This window comes from Streptomyces sp. NPDC048211 (genome assembly GCF_043202315.1).
Lineage (GTDB): Bacteria > Actinomycetota > Actinomycetes > Streptomycetales > Streptomycetaceae > Streptomyces.
In genome coordinates this window covers 286734-305296 of the sequence record NZ_JBIDAD010000006.1, presented here as the reverse complement: position 1 = coordinate 305296, position 18563 = coordinate 286734, and the positions used below count along the sequence as shown (strand labels likewise).

18 protein-coding genes and 2 tRNA genes are annotated in these 18563 nt (G+C 69.9%); 14 read left to right on the top strand and 6 right to left on the bottom strand.

Annotation, left to right across the window (positions count from 1 at the left end):
- Positions 1–77 precede the first annotated feature (77 nt).
- Together ACGFZA_RS23650 and ACGFZA_RS23645 are read left to right on the top strand one after the other, a co-directional pair.
- Positions 78–689 (top strand): DUF3566 domain-containing protein, encoded by a 612-nt coding sequence (locus ACGFZA_RS23650; protein WP_385277560.1) that lies wholly within the window; start codon positions 78–80, stop codon positions 687–689.
- Between the two features lie 77 nt (positions 690–766).
- Positions 767–843: transfer RNA gene (locus ACGFZA_RS23645), tRNA-Ile, on the top strand.
- Between the two features lie 632 nt (positions 844–1475).
- Here ACGFZA_RS23645 and ACGFZA_RS23640 read toward each other — a convergent pair.
- Complete coding sequence (locus ACGFZA_RS23640) at positions 1476–1850, bottom strand: DUF6344 domain-containing protein (protein ID WP_385277771.1); 375 nt, start codon at positions 1848–1850, stop codon at positions 1476–1478.
- A 329-nt stretch (positions 1851–2179) separates the two neighbouring features.
- Here ACGFZA_RS23640 and ACGFZA_RS23635 point away from each other — a divergent pair, with 329 nt between their 5' ends.
- From ACGFZA_RS23635 to ACGFZA_RS23625, 3 genes are all read left to right on the top strand, one after another.
- Positions 2180–2314, top strand: coding sequence for a DLW-39 family protein (locus tag ACGFZA_RS23635; RefSeq protein ID WP_003958712.1), 135 nt, complete (start codon positions 2180–2182; stop codon positions 2312–2314).
- Positions 2315–2554: 240 nt separating this feature from the next.
- Positions 2555–4408, top strand: coding sequence for a VWA domain-containing protein (locus ACGFZA_RS23630; RefSeq protein WP_393681920.1), 1854 nt, complete (start codon positions 2555–2557; stop codon positions 4406–4408).
- Positions 4408–5742 carry a hypothetical protein gene (locus ACGFZA_RS23625; protein ID WP_385277773.1) on the top strand — a complete coding sequence of 445 codons (1335 nt, stop codon included), beginning with the start codon at positions 4408–4410 and terminating at the stop codon, positions 5740–5742. The genes ACGFZA_RS23630 and ACGFZA_RS23625 overlap by 1 nt, the downstream gene beginning before the upstream one ends.
- Positions 5743–5771: 29 nt before the next feature.
- Here ACGFZA_RS23625 and ACGFZA_RS23620 read toward each other — a convergent pair whose 3' ends face one another.
- Together ACGFZA_RS23620 and ACGFZA_RS23615 are read right to left on the bottom strand one after the other, a co-directional pair.
- Entirely contained in the window at positions 5772–7157 is a 1386-nt protein-coding gene (locus tag ACGFZA_RS23620; RefSeq protein WP_393681689.1) for a serine/threonine protein kinase, read from the bottom strand.
- 103 nt (positions 7158–7260) lie between these two features.
- Positions 7261–7809: a DNA-binding protein gene (locus ACGFZA_RS23615; protein WP_326737397.1), complete on the bottom strand. Its 549-nt coding sequence runs from the start codon at positions 7807–7809 to the stop codon at positions 7261–7263.
- Between the two features lie 170 nt (positions 7810–7979).
- Between ACGFZA_RS23615 and ACGFZA_RS23610 the strand changes: the two genes are divergently transcribed.
- Positions 7980–8052 (top strand) — tRNA-Ala (locus tag ACGFZA_RS23610).
- A 99-nt stretch (positions 8053–8151) separates the two neighbouring features.
- Here ACGFZA_RS23610 and ACGFZA_RS23605 read toward each other — a convergent pair.
- Positions 8152–8877: a DUF5324 family protein gene (locus tag ACGFZA_RS23605; RefSeq protein ID WP_385277777.1), complete on the bottom strand. Its 726-nt coding sequence runs from the start codon at positions 8875–8877 to the stop codon at positions 8152–8154.
- 384 nt (positions 8878–9261) lie between these two features.
- Between ACGFZA_RS23605 and ACGFZA_RS23600 the strand changes: the two genes are divergently transcribed.
- On the top strand, positions 9262–9789 hold the full coding sequence (locus ACGFZA_RS23600) for a peptidylprolyl isomerase (protein WP_393681686.1): 528 nt from the start codon (positions 9262–9264) through the stop codon (positions 9787–9789).
- Between the two features lie 156 nt (positions 9790–9945).
- Positions 9946–10845: a rhomboid family intramembrane serine protease gene (locus tag ACGFZA_RS23595; RefSeq protein WP_385278005.1), complete on the top strand. Its 900-nt coding sequence runs from the start codon at positions 9946–9948 to the stop codon at positions 10843–10845.
- A gap of 319 nt (positions 10846–11164) precedes the next feature.
- On the opposite strand, the gene crgA is transcribed toward ACGFZA_RS23595, so the two are convergent.
- A complete protein-coding gene (crgA, locus tag ACGFZA_RS23590; protein ID WP_136326732.1) occupies positions 11165–11419 on the bottom strand; it encodes a cell division protein CrgA in 255 nt (84 codons plus the stop codon).
- A gap of 142 nt (positions 11420–11561) precedes the next feature.
- Here crgA and ACGFZA_RS23585 point away from each other — a divergent pair, with 142 nt between their 5' ends.
- The 6 genes from ACGFZA_RS23585 (at position 11562) to ACGFZA_RS23560 (ending at position 16294) form a co-directional block, all read left to right on the top strand.
- Complete coding sequence (locus ACGFZA_RS23585; protein ID WP_393681683.1) at positions 11562–12329, top strand: DUF881 domain-containing protein; 768 nt, start codon at positions 11562–11564, stop codon at positions 12327–12329.
- Between the two features lie 25 nt (positions 12330–12354).
- Positions 12355–13113 (top strand): class E sortase, encoded by a 759-nt coding sequence (locus ACGFZA_RS23580; protein WP_385277784.1) that lies wholly within the window; start codon positions 12355–12357, stop codon positions 13111–13113.
- Positions 13114–13169: 56 nt separating this feature from the next.
- A complete protein-coding gene (locus ACGFZA_RS23575) occupies positions 13170–13358 on the top strand; it encodes a hypothetical protein (protein WP_385277786.1) in 189 nt (62 codons plus the stop codon).
- Positions 13355–13993: an aminodeoxychorismate/anthranilate synthase component II gene (locus ACGFZA_RS23570; RefSeq protein ID WP_385277788.1), complete on the top strand. Its 639-nt coding sequence runs from the start codon at positions 13355–13357 to the stop codon at positions 13991–13993. Before ACGFZA_RS23575 ends, ACGFZA_RS23570 begins: the two co-directional genes overlap by 4 nt.
- Before the next feature lie 212 nt (positions 13994–14205).
- Complete coding sequence (locus tag ACGFZA_RS23565; RefSeq protein ID WP_393681917.1) at positions 14206–15531, top strand: class E sortase; 1326 nt, start codon at positions 14206–14208, stop codon at positions 15529–15531.
- Between the two features lie 34 nt (positions 15532–15565).
- Positions 15566–16294, top strand: coding sequence for a class E sortase (locus tag ACGFZA_RS23560; protein ID WP_393681680.1), 729 nt, complete (start codon positions 15566–15568; stop codon positions 16292–16294).
- Between the two features lie 171 nt (positions 16295–16465).
- Here ACGFZA_RS23560 and pknB read toward each other — a convergent pair whose 3' ends face one another.
- Positions 16466–18463, bottom strand: a complete 1998-nt coding sequence (pknB, locus tag ACGFZA_RS23555; RefSeq protein ID WP_393681678.1) for a Stk1 family PASTA domain-containing Ser/Thr kinase — start codon at positions 18461–18463, stop codon at positions 16466–16468.
- Between the last annotated feature and the right edge of the window lie 100 nt (positions 18464–18563).

Below are 18563 nucleotides of genomic sequence, written 5' to 3'. Positions count from 1 at the left end.
CGGGCGCCGGTTCGGCCGCTTCCGAAGCCGGCGAGAACGGCGCCCGTGGCCCTGCCACGGACTCCCAAGGGGGCACTGTGACGGATACCCGGGGCCCTCAGCCCCAGTACGAGGGTTACGCGACCGGGCCGTTGCCCGGTGAGCGGGAACCCGCACCGGGCCAGGCGGGCCCGTACCACCCGCCGCAGGCCTACCCCTCGCCCCCTGCGGGCGGGACCCAGGGTGGCCGGTCCCACGGGGGGCGGCAGGGCGCCATGCAGGGCGCAGGAACGGCCCAGGCGACCCGCAGACCCCGCACGGGGGCGCGGACGACTCCGCGTACCCGTAAGGCACGTCTGCGCGTGGCCAAGGCGGATCCGTGGTCGGTGATGAAGGTCAGCTTCCTGCTGTCCATCGCGCTCGGCATCTGCACGGTGGTCGCGTCGGCGGTGCTGTGGATGGTCATGGACGCGATGGGCGTCTTCGAGACCGTGGGCGGCACCATCAGCGAGGCGACCGGTTCCAACGAGGGCAACGGCTTCGACCTGCAGTCGTTCCTGTCCCTGCCGCGGGTGCTGATCTTCACCTCGGTCATCGCGGTGATCGACGTGGTGCTGGCGACCGCGCTGGCGACGCTGGGCTCCTTCATCTACAACCTGTCGGCCGGCTTCGTGGGCGGTGTCGAGCTCACGCTGGCCGAGGACGAGTAGCGGCGCGGGTATCGATTTTGGGACTGGCCCCGACGTGCGCTAATCTTCTTCACGTCAGCGCGACACAAAAGCGCGGCGGGGCTATAGCTCAGTTGGTTAGAGCGCATCCCTGATAAGGATGAGGCCACAGGTTCAAATCCTGTTAGCCCCACCAGTACAGAGACCCCCAACCGATCATGGTTGGGGGTCTCTGCGTGTTCGGTGCCTCCGACGGCGGAGGCCCCCGCGGGGCCAGGCACGAGCTGTCGGTTTCGAACGCCCCCGGTCGACGACCGGAACCCGCTCCCCGTCTCCGCCGTATCGGCATGCCGCAGCGGGGCGCACGCCTCCGCGAGGCGCTCCCGGGGAGGGGATGCGAAGGCGCCGGAGGCGCGTGACACCGGGATTCAGGATTCACCGAGGCGCGTGACGGCGGGATTCGCCGAGGCGGGGGGCCGGGGCTGCCGGATCTGTCTGTCCGACGGGCCTGCGGATCTGCGGACCGGGCCTGCGGACCGGGCCTGCGGATTTGCCGACCGGGCCTGCCGGGCACGGTGGTCCGCAGGCGTACGGGTGTGGCGGTCCGCGCAGGCGTACGCCCTGAGGCGGTAGCGCAAGCCCGTACGCCTGCAAGCCCGTACGCCTGCACGCCCGTACGCCTGCGGCGGTTCCGCACGCCCGCACGCGCCCACGCCCCGCACGCCAGCAAGCCCCTACGCCCGCACCCGCGACCGGCATCAGGGCATGAAGAAGGCCCCTGCCGGGGAATCCCGGTCCAGGGGCCTCGCGGTGTCAGGCGCTGTGCGCTCAGGGTGGGAGAGGAGCCCCGTCCTGGTCCTGTGCGTGGCCGAGGGCGGCGTGGGCGCCGTGAGTGGCGCGGGCGGTGTCCAGGGTGTCAGGTGCGAGCGTCCGGCCGGCGGGTGAGGAGCCGTGTGCCTCGGCGCGGATGCGCTGCTTCATCGTGGGCGGCAGTGCCCGGTCACGCGGAAGGGTCCATCGCACCGACGGGGCGGTCGGGGTTGCGGCGGTCGGGGCCCTGTGCTCGTGGCTCGTGGTCGCCGGCTCCGTGACCGTGGCTTCCGTGGCCGCGGTGGCGGCGCTTGCGAGGCCCAGCGACGCGAGAAGTGCGAAGAACGCGGTGATGAAGGCGGTCCAGATGCTCTTGGCCTTGAAGGTGCTCATGGCCCCTCACTTTCAGGTGGTCCGGTTTGCTTACCTTTCTGATGATGTGGATCCGGCCCGCGATTTCGTGGACCGACGCTACCGATATGCCGTTCTTCAGATGAACACCACTCGTATGGTGCAACCGGTCCCGGAACGCGGTGTCCGGGGCGGGTCAGGGCGGTCCTCCGGTGGCCGTCCGTGCCGGTCGGCCGCCGATGCACAATCTTCCGACGATCGCTCTTCCATAGGCGCCAGTTGGGTTGCGGGGAGGTCACCGGTCGATATCGGCCGATGTGTATAGTCGGGCAGCAGAACTCCCCAATGCCAAGGAAAGACGAGGTCGCGCGGTGAAGAAGCTTCTCCTGGTCGCACTGGCCGCCATCGGCGGGCTCCTCGTGTACCGCCAGATCCAGGCGGATCGCGCCGAGCAGGATCTGTGGACGGAGGCGACTGACTCCGTGCCCGCAGGTTCGGGTGTGTGAGACAGAACAGCCTGTCGCGGGCCCCGGTCGCAGATGCGACCGGGGCTTCGTGCTGTTGCGGGACCGTGACACCTGTGCTCTTGAGTTCGCCGAAGCAAATCAATAGGTTGCTTGAGCAAAGAAGCCGGGGATTCGGTCGAGGGGGCACGCGTGAGGGCACGCAATCACCAGCGCACTGTGCGGGTGGGGACATGGATCGGCGGGGCGCTTTTCGCCCTGGTGGCAGGCGCGCTACCGGCCATGGCGGACCCGGCGGACGCCGGCGGCGCACCTGACGCGGTCCGGTCCGACGGAAGCGGCAGCCTGGTCATGGTGCTCGACTCGTCCGGATCCATGGGGGACGACGACGGCACGGGGCGCACCAGGATGGAGAGCGCGCGCACGGCGGTCGGCACGGTCGTGGACGGGCTCCCCGACGGTTATCCCACCGGCCTGCGTGTGTACGGGGCCGACCAGCCGCAGGGCTGCACGGACACCCGGCTCGTACGTCCGGTGGACAAGCTCGACCGGGCCGCGATGAAGCAGGCCGTGGCGGCCGTACGCCCCCGCGGGGACACCCCCATCGGCCTGTCGCTCCGGAAGGCGGCACAGGACCTGCCGGAGCCCGCGGACGGGGCCATCGGGACGCGCACGATCCTGTTGATCTCCGACGGCGAGGACAACTGCGGTACGCCGCAGCCCTGCGAGGTCGCCGAGCAGCTCGGCAAGGAGGGGGTCGGGCTGCGGATCGACACCGTCGGCTTCCAGGTGAAGGGTGCGGCCCGCAAGCAGCTGGAGTGCATCGCGGACGCGGGCAACGGCCGCTATTACGACGCACCGGACGCCAAGGCGCTGGCCCGTCAGCTCCAGCGTGCCTCCCAGCTGTCCGCCGACGGTTACCGCCTCCGAGGCGAGCGGGTGACGGGTGCGGCCACCGCGGACCGTGCCCCCGCCCTCGTACCCGGGCAGTATCTGGACACCATCGGGCCGGGCGAGAAGCGGTACTACGCGGTCGATCTGGACGCCGAGTCCACGGTGGACTTCGCGGCGACGGCCGTGCCGCAACCCGGGGCTGCCGTGGACACGTTCGACGCGCTGAGCACCACGATCGAGTACGACGCGTACGGCTCCTGCGGGACGCACACCGCGCGCTTCCTGCAGAAGGAGGGTGCGGTTCCGCTGACTTCGGCGGTGGCCCGCATCCGTTCCGAACAGGGCACCCGCACCTGTGACCGGGCGGGCCGGTACCGGCTGGTGGTGGAGCGGGAGAGCAAGAAGGGTTCCGACGCCGCGCGTTGGCCCCTGGAGCTGGTGTACGGGGTCGAGGCGCCGCTGGCGAAGGGCGTGACGCCCGCGCAGTCGCAGACGGAGTACGGCCCTGGAGGCAAGGAGGCCACGCTGCCGACGGGCGACCCCCGCGACGTGCGCGGCGGTACCGGGTTCAACGACGCCGAGACGATCGGCGAGGGCGTGTGGCGCGACCGGATCCTGCCGTCCCAGACGCTCTGGTACAAGGTTCCGGCGGGCTGGGGCCAGCAGGTGCGCTACGACGTGGAGTTCGCGAACGAGCCGACGGTCGACCGCTCCGAGGTCACGTACTCCTACGGGACGACCCAGCTCTACACACCGGCGCGCTACCCGCTCACGGGGGGCAGCGAGTTCAACCCGCACGCGATGTACAGCGGCCGGCCTTCGGCGGTGGCGATGGGCGGGGTTCCGGTCGCCTGGACCAACCGCTACGAGAACCGGACCGACGTCCAGCCCGTCCATACCGGGGGCGGCTTCTACATCTCGGTGACGCTGGGCGCGCGGGCCGCCGAGATCGCGGAGAATCCGCAGATCGGTCTGGTGCTGAGGGTGTCGGTGCTCGGAGACGAGCGGACCGGCCCGGAGCACGGCGCCCCCGTGGCGGCGAAGAAGGGCGGGGCCGCGCGGGACGCGGACGAGAAGGGCGATTCGATCGCGTCCGCAGACAGCGGTGGTGCGGGAGGGGCAGGATGGACCGGCATCGCGGCTGCTGCCGGAGCGGCCGTCATCGCCGTGCCGGCCGCCGTGTTCGTATATGTACGCAGCCGCCGCCGGGCAGGCGCACGGACGACGAGGGGAAGCGCGTGATGAGGCAGCGCAGCAGAGGCCGGGTGACGCTGGCCGCGGTCGCGGCGATGTGCGCGGTGGCGGCGCTGCCGGGACAGGCGTACGCGTCCGGTGATGCGGCGCCGTACGCGTTCGACCCGGAGGCGGAGGCGGTCAGCGGCGCGGCGGTCAACACCGACGCGACGGAGCTCAAGGCCGGTTCGGTCTACAAGAGTTCGATCAAGGTCGGCGAGAAGCTCTACTACCGCCTGAACCTGGACGCGACGACGAACGCGTACGTCTCGGCCGTCGTCGTGCCCAAGGGCGGCGGCAAGGTCGCCTACGGGGACGGCATCACGGTCAGCATCAGGGACAGTTCGGACCTGCAGTGCAGCTCCGAGGACGCCAACTTCGAGTCCGCGGAGTTCCCCCGCCCGATCACCGCGTACGCCTACCGGGTCGTGGAGAGGGACAGCGGCAGCTGCCAGGGCCCCGGTACGTACAACGTCCTGGTCGAGCGGGAGAGCAAGGCCACCTCGGGGCCGGAGGACTGGGACCTGGAACTGCGGTACGCGTCGGAGCCGCAGCTCGCCGACGACGCCGCGATGCCGACCGAGGCGCCGCAGGACTGGCCGTCCGCGTCGCCCGCGCCGCCCACGCCCGCCTCCGACAACCGCAGGCACGGCGGCAGCAGTTACTACGACGCCACGAGTCTGAACACGGGCGAGTGGAAGGACGCGGTCGAGCCGGGTCAGACCCTCTTCTACCGCGTTCCGGTGGACTGGGGACAGCAGATCTTCGCCACGGCCCGTCTCGGCAACAGCCCCGCCTCGGACGAGTACATCGGCAACGCGCTCGCCCTGTCCCTGGACAACCCGGCCCAGGGCCATGTCGACGACGCGTCACCGATGTCGTACACGGGCAAGCCGGCCTCCGTCTCGCTGGATCCGGTGCCTCCGGTCGCGTACCGGAACAGGTTCGACTCCGACACCGCTGTCAGCGCCATGCGCTTCGCGGGCTGGTACTACCTGTCCGTCTCGCTGAGCCCCGCGGTCGCCAAGGACTACGGCGACAAGCCGTTCCCGCTGACGCTGTCGGTCAAGGTCGAGGGCACGGCGGGGAAGACGCCGTACGCGGGCGATGCCGGTATCTTCGCGGTCACGGAGAACGACAAGGACCTGGCCAGGAGCGGCCGGAGCGGCCCGCAGGCGGCCGAGAGCAAGAGCAACACCATGAAGCTGGTCGGAGCGGCGGGGATCGGCGCCGGCGCCGTGCTGGTTCTGGCTCTGGGCGCGTGGATGCTCATCGCGCGGCGCCGCGCGGCCGCCACCGGCGGGCAGCCCCCGTACGCGGGGCCGCCGCCGCAGGCCTGGTAGCCGGCGGGCCCGGCCGGCCCGCCTCCCGCTCAGGCCTGGGTCAGCGCCCAGATGCCCACGGCGAAACAGATCAGCGCCACCAGCAGCACCGGGACCGCCACCTTCGGGGACGGTCCCGGACGCGTTCGCGGGGTGTGCGCAGGTGCGTGCGGAGTGGGCGCGGAAGCGTGTGCCGCCACCGGGGCCTGCGGGTGCTGGGCGGTGTAGGCACGGGTGGGCGGCTGTTCGTGCCGGACGGCGGAGGTGGGCGCCTGCGAAAGATCCGGTGCGGGGGCGGCGAAGGGGGCCGCCGCGTGGGCCGCCGGGTGCGGAGCGAGGGGATGAGCGGCCTGGGGCGCGGGCGCCGTGTGCTGCGGGGGCGGCGGGAGGTGGAAGCTGCCCGTCTCCGACATCGCGGCCGGTGGCCGCACGTACGACTGCTGCCCGGTGGCTGCCTGTTCTCCCGTGCCCGGCTGCCGCTGTCCCGTTTCCTGGTGTCCGGTCAGCTGAGGGGCCTGCGGGGCGGCCGGGGTGGCCTGAGGGATCGGTGGGGCCTGTACGGGGCCGGTGGGACCGAATCCGGCGGGCAGCGGGCCGATCTGGTCGAAGACCTCCACCGGCTCCTCGTCGTCCCCGGGCTCCGGCAGCATCTCGACGGCGGCTGTCAGGGCCTTGCGCGCGCCCGTGGCGGTGCGGAAGCGGGCCTGCGGGTCCGGCTGCAGCAGCCCCGCCAGGACCTGCCACAGCGGCTCGGGGATGCCCTGGGGAGCGCCGGGCGTCCCGTGCGAGGCGAAGTGCTCGACGAGCGCCTGGGAGTCGGGCTTCTGCCCCTGGAGCAGGTACAGGGCGACGAGGCCGACGGCGAAGAGGTCCGCGGGGAAGTCCGGCTCCGCGCCCATCATCTGCTCGGGAGCGAAGTAACCCGGCGTCCCCACCACGTAGTTCGTCTCGGTGAGGCGGGGCTCGCCCTTCCGCATGGAGATGCCGAAGTCGGACAGCCGCAGGTGCGGCCGGCCGGTGCCGGTGGCCTCCATCAGGATGTTGGCGGGCTTGATGTCCCGGTGCACGACCCCCTCGGCGTGCACCGTCGACAACCCGGAAAGCAGCTGGTCGAGAAGCGTGCAGACGAATCGCGGGGGCAACGGGCCGTAATCGCCGATGACATGGGCCAGCGAACCGCCGCTGACCAGGTCCATGGTGAACAGGACCTTGTCGTCGTCCGCCGCCCAGCTCGCAGGGGCGAGCACATGAGGATGCTCGATCCGCAGCGCCTGCTCACGTACGAAGCGCAACAGCGTGTGCGCGTCGCTCTGCTGGAGGACCTTGGCCGCCACATAACGGCGGCGCCGGTGGTCCCAGGCACGCCAGACAGCACCGACCCCACCACGTCCGATCGGATCGATCAGTTCGTACCGACCAGCGAAGACCTCACCCATTGCGCTGCGCCCGCTCCCCGTTCCTGTCTCGGTCCGCGCATCCTCGTGCCTGCGCCCGGACCCGGATGCTCCGGTTGCCGGGCGGGTGCCCGGTCTGTCGTGTCTAGTTCTGGTGCCCCTCGTAGTGCGCCACCGCGTCCGCGGTGCGCCCCGCGCCGTACACCCTGAGGAACTCTGCCAGTTCCGGGTGGGTCGGGGCGAGGGAGTCGGCGGCATCGATGATGTCGCCGGCGGCCGCGACGGACCGCAGCAGTGACTGGATCTCGCGGACCACGCGGCGCACCGTGGGAGCGCCGCCGTGCGTCGTGGTCTGGCCGGTACCGGTGAGCACGGAGCCTCCCTGGGACTTCTTGATCTCTTCCATGCGCGCCGTGGCCTCTCCCGCGCTGACGCTGCCGTCGGCGACCTGACTGGCCAGTTCCTGGAGCGCCTGGACGCGCTGGACGACCGCGGGGTTGCCGATCTTGGCCCGCTGGCCGCTCATGAGCTGGGAGAGCATGGGAGCGGACAGCCCGAGCACCGCGGCGAGCCGGGCCTGGTTCAGGCCGAGATCATCTATCAGCCGTCGGAAGAGCGCGCCGAGCGGCTCCCCGTACCAGCTGCGCTGGAGATCTCTGGCTCTGGCCGTTGCCTCTTGCTGCGCTGCATCCATGGCGTCTCCCCTTCGCTGCGGCTTCGCTGCTGCGAACCTCGACGAGCATCTTACGGAGAGTGGTTGCCGACCGGGAGTCCCAATCTTTTTGGAGGATTCAGGGGGTCACCCGGTACTCTGGTCTGCGGCGGTTGCGCACGACACCTGGTGTCGGGTGCTGTCTGCTGTCCGGGGCCTTAGCTCAGTTGGTAGAGCGCTGCCTTTGCAAGGCAGATGTCAGGAGTTCGAATCTCCTAGGCTCCACATGATCAGACCCCCCTGATCTGCGTTTTCGCAGATCAGGGGGGTCTTTTTCGTGCTGTGCCGACGGCCGGTGGGGCGGCCGCCGACGTCAGGGGCAGGTCAGGGGCGGTCGTCCGGGTCCTGTCGGTCCGGGGCGTCCAGCCCCTCCGCCTCCGCGTCGGACTGCTTGGCCCGGACCTCCGGGTCCAGGATCGTCCGGTCGCTGCCGTCGACCGAGGTCAGCGGGTCACGGTCGTCGACCTCGGTGGGGGCCGGGGGCTCGACCAGCCAGTCGGGGTTGGCCTGCTTGTCCCACCACCGCCAGACGGCGTAGGCGCCGCCCGCGAGGAGTCCGGCCACGGCCAGTCCCTTGAACGCGCGGCCGCACTTGGCCCGCCGTTCGTGCTTCCGGGCCAGCTTCTTGATCTCCTTGGCCGTCACCTGCCCGCGCAGAGCGGCGAGGGCGGCCGCGCTGCGGGCCGTGGCCTCCTCGGCCACGGGCTGAGCTGCGGCGACGGCGTGCTCGAAGCGGGGGACGGTGTAGTCCGCGGCGCTCCGGGCGGCCTGGCGGGTGCGCAGCGCGGCGCGCTGCGCGGCCTCGTCGACCTTGGGGGGCACGTGTGCGAGGGCGAGTTCGAGACGTGGTGCGAGGTGAGCGTCGTACTGGACACGAGCCTGTTGAGCTGCCTTCGACACCTTCGGTGCGAGCAGCGTGCGGGCCTCGTGCGCATAGTGAGCGGCCTGTTCCTTGGCCGAGTCGGCGTAGGGCGCCACCACTACCGCGGCGTGCTGCACGCTGTCCCTCGCCGAGTCGGTTGCGGCGCGCACGCTGTCGATGCGGGTCACGGGATCCTCCTCCTTGGTGGCGGGTAGATACTCCGCCTTTCCACCCAGATCGAGATCATGCCTGCAGAGGACCTGTGCGGCACGCGGGGCTGGCATCCGGGTCATTCGGGTCATCGGGGATGCCTCGGGGCAAGCAGGTGCAAGGGGAGCCTGCCGACGACAATGCCACGGTTCGGCCCGCCACGCGCCGGTTCGTCACGCACTTGGCCGCATGTCTTCCCGCGCCGGCCACCGGTGGACGGTGGTGTAGGCCGCGGGCGGGCGGGGTCGGCAGGGGGGCGGATCGGTGCATCGGGACGGTGCGGCGCAGCCTGGCCGGGCGCCGGGCGGGGTGGTCCGTGCGAGGATCGGTTGACGTCAGAGCAGACTTACGGAAGGCAGATCGTGGCCGAGCAGCTTTACGCCACCTTGAAGACCAATCAGGGCGACATCGAGATCCGGCTTCTGCCGAACCACGCCCCCAAGACGGTCAAGAACTTCGTCGAACTCGCCACCGGTGAGCGCGAGTGGACCCACCCCGCGACCGGGGCCAAGTCCAAGGACCGGCTCTACGACGGCACCGTCTTCCACCGGGTCATCAGCGGTTTCATGATCCAGGGCGGCGACCCCCTGGGCAACGGAACCGGTGGTCCCGGGTACGAGTTCGGTGACGAGTTCCACCCCGACCTCGCCTTCACCAAGCCGTACCTGCTGGCGATGGCCAACGCGGGCCCGGGCACCAACGGCTCGCAGTTCTTCGTGACGGTGTCGCCCACCGCCTGGCTGACCGGCAAGCACACCATCTTCGGCGAGGTGGTGGACCCGGCGAGCCAGAAGGTGGTGGACGCCATCGCGGCCACCGCGACCAACGACCGCACCGACCGCCCGGTGCAGGACGTGGTCATCGAGTCGGTCGTCATCGAGAAGCGCTGATCGCCTGCCGTCACCGCCCGGTCACTCTCCGGCTCTTCCGTCGGGAACCAACCGCCCTGTCCGTCCGTACTTGTTAGGAGAGCGGACGCGCAGGGCGGTGTCGTGCGTGCTCTGCCACGACGAGGACCGAGAGGACCGGGAGTGATGGGAGGACCGATGGACCAGCAGCCGCCGGGCGGCCAGGAGCCGAGCCCGTCCGTCGACGGACCGGTCAGCTGTTACCGCCACCCGGGCCGGGGGACGGCGATCCGCTGCACCCGCTGCGACCGCCCGATCTGCCCCGACTGCATGGTCAGCGCCTCGGTCGGCTTCCAGTGCCCGGACTGTGTGCGCCAGGGGTCCGGTACGGGACACCACCCGGACGCCGGCCGGCCGCGTACGCTCGCCGGCGGCAGGATCGCGGCCGATCCCCGGCTGGTCACCAAGATCCTTCTGGGGATCAACGTCGCGGTGTTCGTCGCGGTGCTGGCCAACGGCGCGCTGGCCGACGATCTGGCGCTGCTGGGCCGGGCCGTCTACTACGACGGCGGGCCGCCCGAGGGCGTCGCGGAGGGCCAGTGGTACCGGCTGGTGACGTCGATGTTCCTGCACCAGGAGGTGTGGCACATCGCCTTCAACATGCTGGGGCTGTGGTGGCTGGGCGGTCCGCTGGAGGCGGCGCTCGGCCGGGCCCGCTATCTCGCGCTCTATCTGATCTCCGGGCTGGCGGGCAGCGCCCTGACCTACTGGCTCGCCGCGCCGAACCAGCCTTCGCTGGGTGCCTCGGGAGCCATCTTCGGCCTGCTCGGCGCCACGGTGGTGCTGATGCGCCGGCTGAACTACGACATGCGCCCGGTCTTCACGCTCCTGGCGATCAACCTGGTCATCACCTTCAACCCCTGGGGCGGAATCGCCTGGCAGGCACATGTCGGAGGGCTGATCGCCGGTGCGCTGATCGCGATCGGCATGGTGCACGCCCCGCGCGAGCGGCGGAATCTCGTGCAGTACGGCACCTGTGCCGTCGCCCTCGTCGTGGTGGTCCTGATCGTGGTCGCCAGAACGGCTGCTCTGACATAAGTGGCGACGCCACGCAAGCCGTAAGCCCGATATGGACCGTTTGTGATCGAAGTTGTCCACAGCGTGCACGCGATCTTGTGCATCCTGCGGACATGACTGCGCCCCTTGTCGCTGAGCTGGGTATTTCCAGCTTTCTCCAGCTAGGACAAGGGGCGTGCCGCCCGGCTCGGGGGGTGGCTGCAGTCACACCGGCGTCAACGGCCGAGGAGTTATCCACAGATCGTCTGACCTTTTCCCCCGCCTGTGGATAACGCTGTGGGTAACTCAGGGCAGGGGTTGCGGGACGGGTGCCCGCTGTGGTTCTAGGCGATCCCCGGAGCTACTTCCACTGGGTCGAGACGCCGAAGCCGCCGGCAATGAAGCCGAAGCCGACGACGATGTTCCAGTTGCCCAGTGAGTCGATCGGCAGGTCGCCGTCGGTCACGTAGAAAACGACGATCCAGGCCAGACCGATCAGGAACAGCGCCAGCATCACCGGCGCCACCCAACTGCGGTTGGTCAGCTTTATGTTGGTTGCCTGCTTCGCCGGAGGGGGCGTGAAGTCGGCCTTCTTGCGGATACGTGACTTCGGCACGAGGAACTCTCCTGTCGATGCGCTGCGTGACCGCGCAGGGAACTGTGGCTGGCGCCGGTAGCTGGGCGCGAGGGGGAATGCTGCCTCCCCCGGGCGTCCGTTAGCGTAGTGCTTCCGTGGCGCCTAAGGAGATAAGGGTACGTTGAGCAATTCTGCCGACTCTCCCCCAGGGCCGGTCCGGCGCACCTTCCGGCATCCGGCCAAAGTGCTCACCGCTGCCGTTTTCGCCCTGGCCGGCCTCATCTTCGTCACCAGCGCCAATACCGCCAAGGGCACCAATATCCGTACGGACTCCTCGCTGCTGAAACTCTCCGATCTCATTCAGGAACGCAGCGAGAAGAATGCCGCCCTGGACGAGTCCGCGGCCACCGTGCGCGAGGAGATCGACACGCTCGCCCAGCGCGACGACGGCAGCACCAAGGCGGAGGACGCCAAGCTCAAGGCGTTGGAACGCGCCGCAGGTACGGCGAAGCTCTCCGGTCGCGCGGTCTCCGTCACCCTCAACGACGCCCCGCCGAACGCCACCGCGAGCCCCGGCTACCCGGATCCCCAGCCCAACGACCTGGTCATTCACCAGCAGGACCTGCAGGCGGTCGTCAACGCGCTGTGGCAGGGCGGCGCCCGCGGCATCAAGGTCATGGACCAGCGGCTGATCTCCACCAGCGCGGTGCGGTGCGTGGGCAACACCCTGATCCTCCAGGGGCGGGTCTACTCACCCCCGTACAAGATCACCGCAGTGGGTGATCCCGGAAAGCTGGAGGGGGCCCTCGACGCCTCCCCGGCGATCCAGAACTACCTGCTGTACGTGAAGGCGTACGGGCTCGGCTGGAAAGTCGAGGAGCACGGGGCGGTGACTCTTCCCGGCTACTCGGGCACAGTGGATCTCCACTATGCGGAGCCGGTGAAGTAGCGGACAGCTGCGGGGAGGCCGACCGGTGTCGGTGCGACTGATCGTCAGGACGTTCAGCGAGCTGTGCATCACCGTCGGCGCCCTGATCGTCCTCTTTGTGGTCTACGTCCTTTTCTGGACCGGTGTGAAGGCCGCGGGGGCGACCGAGGGACAGATCGACGACCTGCAGAGGCAGTGGGCGCAGGGGGCGATTGCCGTGCCCGGGCCCACACCGTCTCCGTCGTCGGACCCGAAGCCGTCCGATTCCGCGCAGTCCGATACCGAGTCGTCCGGTCCGACACCGTCCGTCCCTGCGCCCGCACCCCGGGCGTACCGCGACGGGAAGCCGTTCGCGATGCTCTACATACCCCGCTTCGGGAAGGGCTGGGAGTGGCCCGTCCTGGAGAACACGAACGTCAAGACCCTGCAGAAGGGGCTCGGGCACTACCGGGGCACCGCTGCCGCAGGCGAGACCGGCAACTTCGCGGTGGCCGGCCACCGGCGCACCTACGGCGATCCGTTCAAGGACTTCCCGGAGCTGCGCCCCGGTGACGCGGTGCTTCTGACGGACGGGACGACGTGGTTCACGTACCGCATCGACAAGAAGCCCTACCGGACCGTGCCCGGCGACGTCGGCGTCATCGACCCGGTTCCCCGCAAGTCCGGTTTCGACGGGCCGGGCCGCTATCTGACGCTGACCACCTGTGATCCCGAATGGGGCAGCAGCCACCGGCTGATCGCCTGGGCGCACCTGGACGCGACCCAGCCCGTGACCGCCGGCAGGCCGGCGGCTTTCCACAGCTGACCCACGGCTCTCGGGGCAGGCTCTAGTCTGGTCCCGTACCGAATGGAGGGGTCAGCATGTACGGCTGGATCTGGCGGCATCTGCCGGGCAACGCGTGGGTGCGTGGAGTCATTTCGCTCGTGCTCGCCCTGGCGGTCGTCTACGTCCTGTTCCAGTACGTCTTCCCGTGGGCGGAGCCACTGCTTCCGTTCGGCGATGTGACGGTGGACGGCGACGGCACGAGCGCGATGGGGGCCCTTCGATGAGCGCCCGCATCCTGGTCGTGGACAACTACGACAGCTTCGTCTTCAACCTCGTCCAGTACCTCTACCAGCTGGGCGCCGAGTGCGAGGTGCTCCGCAACGACGAGGTGACCACGGCCCATGCCCAGGACGGCTTCGACGGCGTCCTCCTCTCGCCCGGGCCCGGCACGCCCGAGCACGCCGGCGTCTGCATCGACATGGTGCGGCACTGCGCGGCGACCGGTGTCCCCGTCTTCGGTGTCTGCCTGGGCATGCAGTCGATGGCGGTGGCGTACGGCGGCGTGGTGGACCGCGCGCCCGAGCTGCTGCACGGCAAGACCTCCCCGGTGCTCCACGAGGGCAGGGGCGTCTTCGCCGGGCTGCCCTCGCCGTTCACCGCGACCCGCTACCACTCGCTCGCCGCCGAGCCGCGCACGGTTCCCGAGGAGCTGGAGGTCACCGCGCGGACGGCCGACGGCATCATCATGGGGCTGCGCCACCGGGAGCTGGCGGTCGAGGGAGTGCAGTTCCATCCGGAGTCGGTGCTCACCGAGCACGGCCACCTGATGCTGGCGAACTGGCTGGCGCAGTGCGGTGACGCCGAAGCCGTCGAGAGGTCGGCGGGGCTCGCGCCGGTGGTGGGCAAGGCCGTCGCGTGACCCCACCCCGCCACGGATCCGACGCCGGACAGAACGGCCCGTACGAACCGGGTGGGTTCGAGGCGGCGGGTGCGTTCGAGGCGGCGGTGGACCACCTGGCGGACCCGCTGAACGACCCGTTGCCGGGGCGTCACGCATCGCCGTGGTTCCGGGCGGAGGACACTCCCGCGCCGCAGGCTGCCACGGACGGTGGCGCGGCGAGGGAACCCGGCATCGGCGCCGGCGCAGGGACGGCGTCGACGCAGGCGCCACACGGGCCACAGGCGGCCCAGGACCCTCCGCGGGAGTGGTACGACCCCGAGGGGTACGAACGGGACTGGTACGGCCCCCAGGAGCCCGCGCAGGCTTCACCCGGCACCACGCCGTCTGTCGCGTTCACTGCGCCCGTGCCACCCGCGTCGTCTGTCCCGTTCGCGTCGCCCGGTCCGTCCGCGTCGCCCACGTCGTCCGTGCCATCCGCGTCGTCCGTTCCGTCCGCGTCGTCCGTGCCACTCGCCGAGCCGTTGCCCCGCCATGACGAGACCGTCGCGCTGCGGAAGGCGGAACCGCGGCGCATAGTCGTCGCCGACGAGGCGGTGACGGCGGTCCTGCCGGTGACGACGATCCCTCCTCACCCGGAGCGCGATCGGGATTCCGGCCCCGGAGATACAGACGAACCGGACATTCCCCTTCCGTCCGCTCTCTCCGTTCCGGCCGCGCCGTCCACCGGCGGAAGGGCCGAGCGGCGGCGCGCGGCGAAGGGCCGGGGGCGCAGGCGCGGCGACATGCCGCCGGGGGCCGCGGCGGCGGGGGCCGAGGGCGCGGGTGGAGCACCTCCGAAGCCGATGTCGCGGGTCGAGGCGCGACGGGCAGCCAAGGCGGCCAAGGACAGCCCCGCGGTCGTCGTCAGCCGGGTGGTCGGCGAGCTGTTCATCTCGCTGGGCGTACTGATGCTGCTGTTCGTCACCTACCAGTTGTGGTGGACGAACGTGCGTGCCGACCAGATCGCCGGCCAGGAGACGCACAAGATCCAGGACGACTGGGCCAAGGGCAAACGCAGCCCCGGCGTGTTCGCGCCGGGTGAGGGCTTCGCCATCATCCACATCCCGAAACTCGACGTCGTCACGCCGATCGCCGAAGGCATCAGCAAGGAGAAGGTCCTCGACCGAGGCATGGTCGGGCACTACGGCGAGGCACCGCTGCGCACGGCGATGCCCGCGGACAAGCAGGGCAACTTCGCCCTGGCCGGTCACCGCAACACGCACGGCGAGCCCTTCCGCTACGTCAACCGGCTGACTCCCGGCGACAAGATCGTGGTGGAGACGCAGGACGCCTACTACACGTACGAGATGACGAGCACCCTTGCGCAGACCTCGCCGTCCAATGTCTCGGTCATCGGCGCGGTTCCTCCGCAGTCGGGGTTCAAGAAGCCCGGCCGCTACATCACCCTGACGACCTGTACGCCCGAATTCACGAGTACGTACCGTTTGATCGTCTGGGGCAAGATGGTCGACGAACGGCCGCGCAGCAAGGGAAAGCCCGACGCGCTCCTGGACTGAGCGGGCCGAACGACATCACGACAGGGGCGGTGCGGTGGCAGCGAGGACCGAGGACGAAGAACAGATCGGCGAGTCCGCGCCGCCGGTGCGGCCCAGGGGACGTCACCCCGTCGCGACCGCCGTCAGTGTCTTCGGTGAACTCCTGATCACCGCAGGTCTGGTGCTCGGGCTCTTCGTCGTCTACTCCCTCTGGTGGACGAACGTGCTGGCCGACCGCGAGGCCACCAAACAGGGCGACACCGTCCGCGACCGCTGGGCCGACGGCCCGGGCGCGCTGGACACCAAGGACGGCATCGGCTTCCTGCACGTCCCCTCGATGAAGAACGGCGAGGTGCTCGTCAAGAAGGGCACCGACACCGAGAACCTCAACGACGGCATCGCCGGTTACTACACCGATCCGGTGAAGTCCGCGCTCCCTTCGGCCAAGGAGGGCAACTTCACCCTGGCCGCCCATCGTGACGGCCACGGGGCGAAGTTCCACAACATCGACAAGGTGCGGACCGGGGACGCGATCGTCTTCGAGACCAAGGACACCTGGTACGTCTACAAGGTCTTCAAGGAGCTTCCCGAGACGTCGAAGTACAACGTCGACGTGCTCCAGTCGATCCCGAAGGGCTCGGGCGCGAAGAAGGCCGGCCGCTACATCACGCTGACGACGTGCACGCCCGTCTTCACGTCGAAGTACCGCTACATCGTGTGGGGCGAGCTGGTGCGCACGGAGAAGGTCGACCGCGACCGCACGAAGCCGGCGGAGCTGCGCTGAGCTGTACGACGACTGCTCCGTACGACAGCTGACCTGTACGGCAGCTGATGCGTACGACGACTGTCCCGTACACCAACTGACCTGTACCGAGGACGGCCTGTACGGCAACGAACAAAGGGCCCCGGTCACCGTTGAGGTGACCGGGGCCCTGTGCTGTGCCGGGAGTACGTCCTATCGGCCGTTGCCCCCGCCGAGGAGGCCGCCCCCGCCCCCGCCCCCGCCTCCGCCCACCGTGGTGAGCGTGATGACGGTGGTGGCCGGGTCGGCCTGGGTGCCCGGCTGCGGATCGATGTTGGCAACCAGGGCGTTGCCGTCCTGCGAGCTGCCCTGGGCGAACTGGATCTGCGTGAAGCCCGCCTGGTTCAGCTTCTGCTGAGCGTCGGACACCTTCCCGCCCCTGACCTCCGGGACCGGGACTGTCGCGGGCTGCGTCGGGCCCTTGGACACCTTGAGGATGATCGCGGTGTCCTTGCCCACCTTCTCGTTGGCGGGCGGGGTCTGGCCGACGACCGTGCCTGCGGGCTTCTCGTTGTCGACGTCGGACTTGCCGATGTTCGTGAAGCCGTTTCCGGTGAGCTGCGCGACTGCGTCGTCGTAGGAGCGATCGCTCACATCGGGCATCGAGAGCAGCTTCTCCGTGGCGACCGAGAGCTTCACCTCGGAGTTCTTCTCGGCCTTGGCGTTGCCCTTCGGCGTCTGGTCCAGGACCGTGCCCGGTTCGGCGTCGGCGGACTCGACCGAGTTGACCGTGACCGTGAAGCCCTTTTCCTCCAGGAGCTTGCGGGCGTTCTCCTCGGACTTCTCCGTGACGTCCGGCACCTCGACCTTCGGTGCACCGCTGGAGACGAAGACCGTGATGGTGTCGCCTTCCGTGACCGTCTGGTCCTTCGTCGGCGTCTGCCGGCAGATCTTGCCCGCGGGCTGTTCCTCGCACTCCTCCTTCGGGCCCTGCTTGAGGATGGTGTTGGTGTTGACCGCGAGCAGCTTCGCTTCCTTGACCGTCGAACCGATCATGTTCGGCGCCTTGAACGTGCCGTCGCCGCTGTCGCCGTCGCCGCCGAAGACCGCCTTGCCGATGAGGATCGCGCCGATCAGCACCAGGATGCCCGCGATGACCAGCAGGATCGTCGAGGTGTTGCCCTTCTTCTGCCGGCGGCGGTCGGGGCGGTCGTCGTATCCGTAGCCGCCGTCGTCCGGGTTGACCGGCGGCAGCATCGACGTGCGGTCGCCGTGGTCCGCGGCCCGCAGGGCGGTGGTGGGCTGGTCGTTGTCGTAACCGCCGTAGCCGCCGTACCCGGCCGCGCCCATCGCCGCGGTCGCCGCGACCGGCTGGCCGTCGAGGCAGGCCTCGATGTCGGCGCGCATCTCGTCGGCGGACTGGTAGCGGTAGTCGGGGTCCTTGGTCAGCGCCTTCAACACGATCGCGTCCATCTCGGGCGTGATCTCGGGGTCGAAGTTGCTGGGAGGCTGAGGCTCTTCCCGTACGTGCTGGTAGGCCACGGCGACGGGTGAGTCCCCGACGAACGGCGGCCTGACGGCCAGCAGCTCGTAGAGCAGACAGCCGGTGGAGTACAGGTCGGACCGCGCGTCGACCTGCTCGCCCTTGGCCTGCTCCGGCGAGAGGTACTGGGCGGTGCCGATGACGGCCGCGGTCTGGGTCATCGTCATGCCGGAGTCGCCCATGGCGCGGGCGATGCCGAAGTCCATGACCTTGACCTGGCCGGTGCGCGTCAGCATGACGTTCGCCGGCTTGATGTCGCGGTGGACGATCTGGGCGCGGTGCGAGTACTCCAGCGCCTGGAGGATCCCGACGGTCATTTCGAGGGTGCGCTCGGGCAGCAGTCTGCGACCGGAGTGCAGCAGCTCCCTGAGCGTCGACCCGTCGACGTACTCCATGACGATGTACGGGATCGAGACCCCGTCGACGTAGTCCTCACCGGTGTCGTAGACCGCGACGATCGCCGGATGGTTGAGCGAGGCGGCGGACTGGGCCTCACGGCGGAACCGGGCCTGGAAGGACGGGTCGCGGGCGAGGTCCGCCCGGAGCGTCTTCACAGCTACGGTGCGGCCGAGCCGGGTGTCGTGAGCGAGGTAGACCTCGGCCATGCCACCACGGCCGAGCACCGAGCCCAGCTCGTACCGGCCGCCGAGGCGACGCGGCTCTTCCATAACTGTTCCAGCCCTCTCCGTCAGTCCTGACCGCACCGGTGTGCGGTCCGGCGGTGTGCTGTTCGCGCATACGCTACCGGCCGCTCACTACGTGATCAGC

What these genes read in the sequence shown, in the direction of transcription:
- ACGFZA_RS23640 (WP_385277771.1), bottom strand. Translation starts at nt 1,850, where the DNA reads ATGAGCACCTTCAAGGCCAAGAGCATCTGGACCGCCTTCATCACCGCG.
- ACGFZA_RS23630 (WP_393681920.1), top strand. Translation starts at nt 2,555, where the DNA reads ATGGCGGACCCGGCGGACGCCGGCGGCGCACCTGACGCGGTCCGGTCC.
- ACGFZA_RS23625 (WP_385277773.1), top strand. Translation starts at nt 4,408, where the DNA reads ATGAGGCAGCGCAGCAGAGGCCGGGTGACGCTGGCCGCGGTCGCGGCG.
- ACGFZA_RS23620 (WP_393681689.1), bottom strand. Translation starts at nt 7,157, where the DNA reads ATGGGTGAGGTCTTCGCTGGTCGGTACGAACTGATCGATCCGATCGGA.
- ACGFZA_RS23615 (WP_326737397.1), bottom strand. Translation starts at nt 7,809, where the DNA reads ATGGATGCAGCGCAGCAAGAGGCAACGGCCAGAGCCAGAGATCTCCAG.
- ACGFZA_RS23595 (WP_385278005.1), top strand. Translation starts at nt 9,946, where the DNA reads ATGGACCAGCAGCCGCCGGGCGGCCAGGAGCCGAGCCCGTCCGTCGAC.
- ACGFZA_RS23575 (WP_385277786.1), top strand. Translation starts at nt 13,170, where the DNA reads ATGTACGGCTGGATCTGGCGGCATCTGCCGGGCAACGCGTGGGTGCGT.
- ACGFZA_RS23570 (WP_385277788.1), top strand. Translation starts at nt 13,355, where the DNA reads ATGAGCGCCCGCATCCTGGTCGTGGACAACTACGACAGCTTCGTCTTC.
- pknB (WP_393681678.1), bottom strand. Translation starts at nt 18,463, where the DNA reads ATGGAAGAGCCGCGTCGCCTCGGCGGCCGGTACGAGCTGGGCTCGGTG.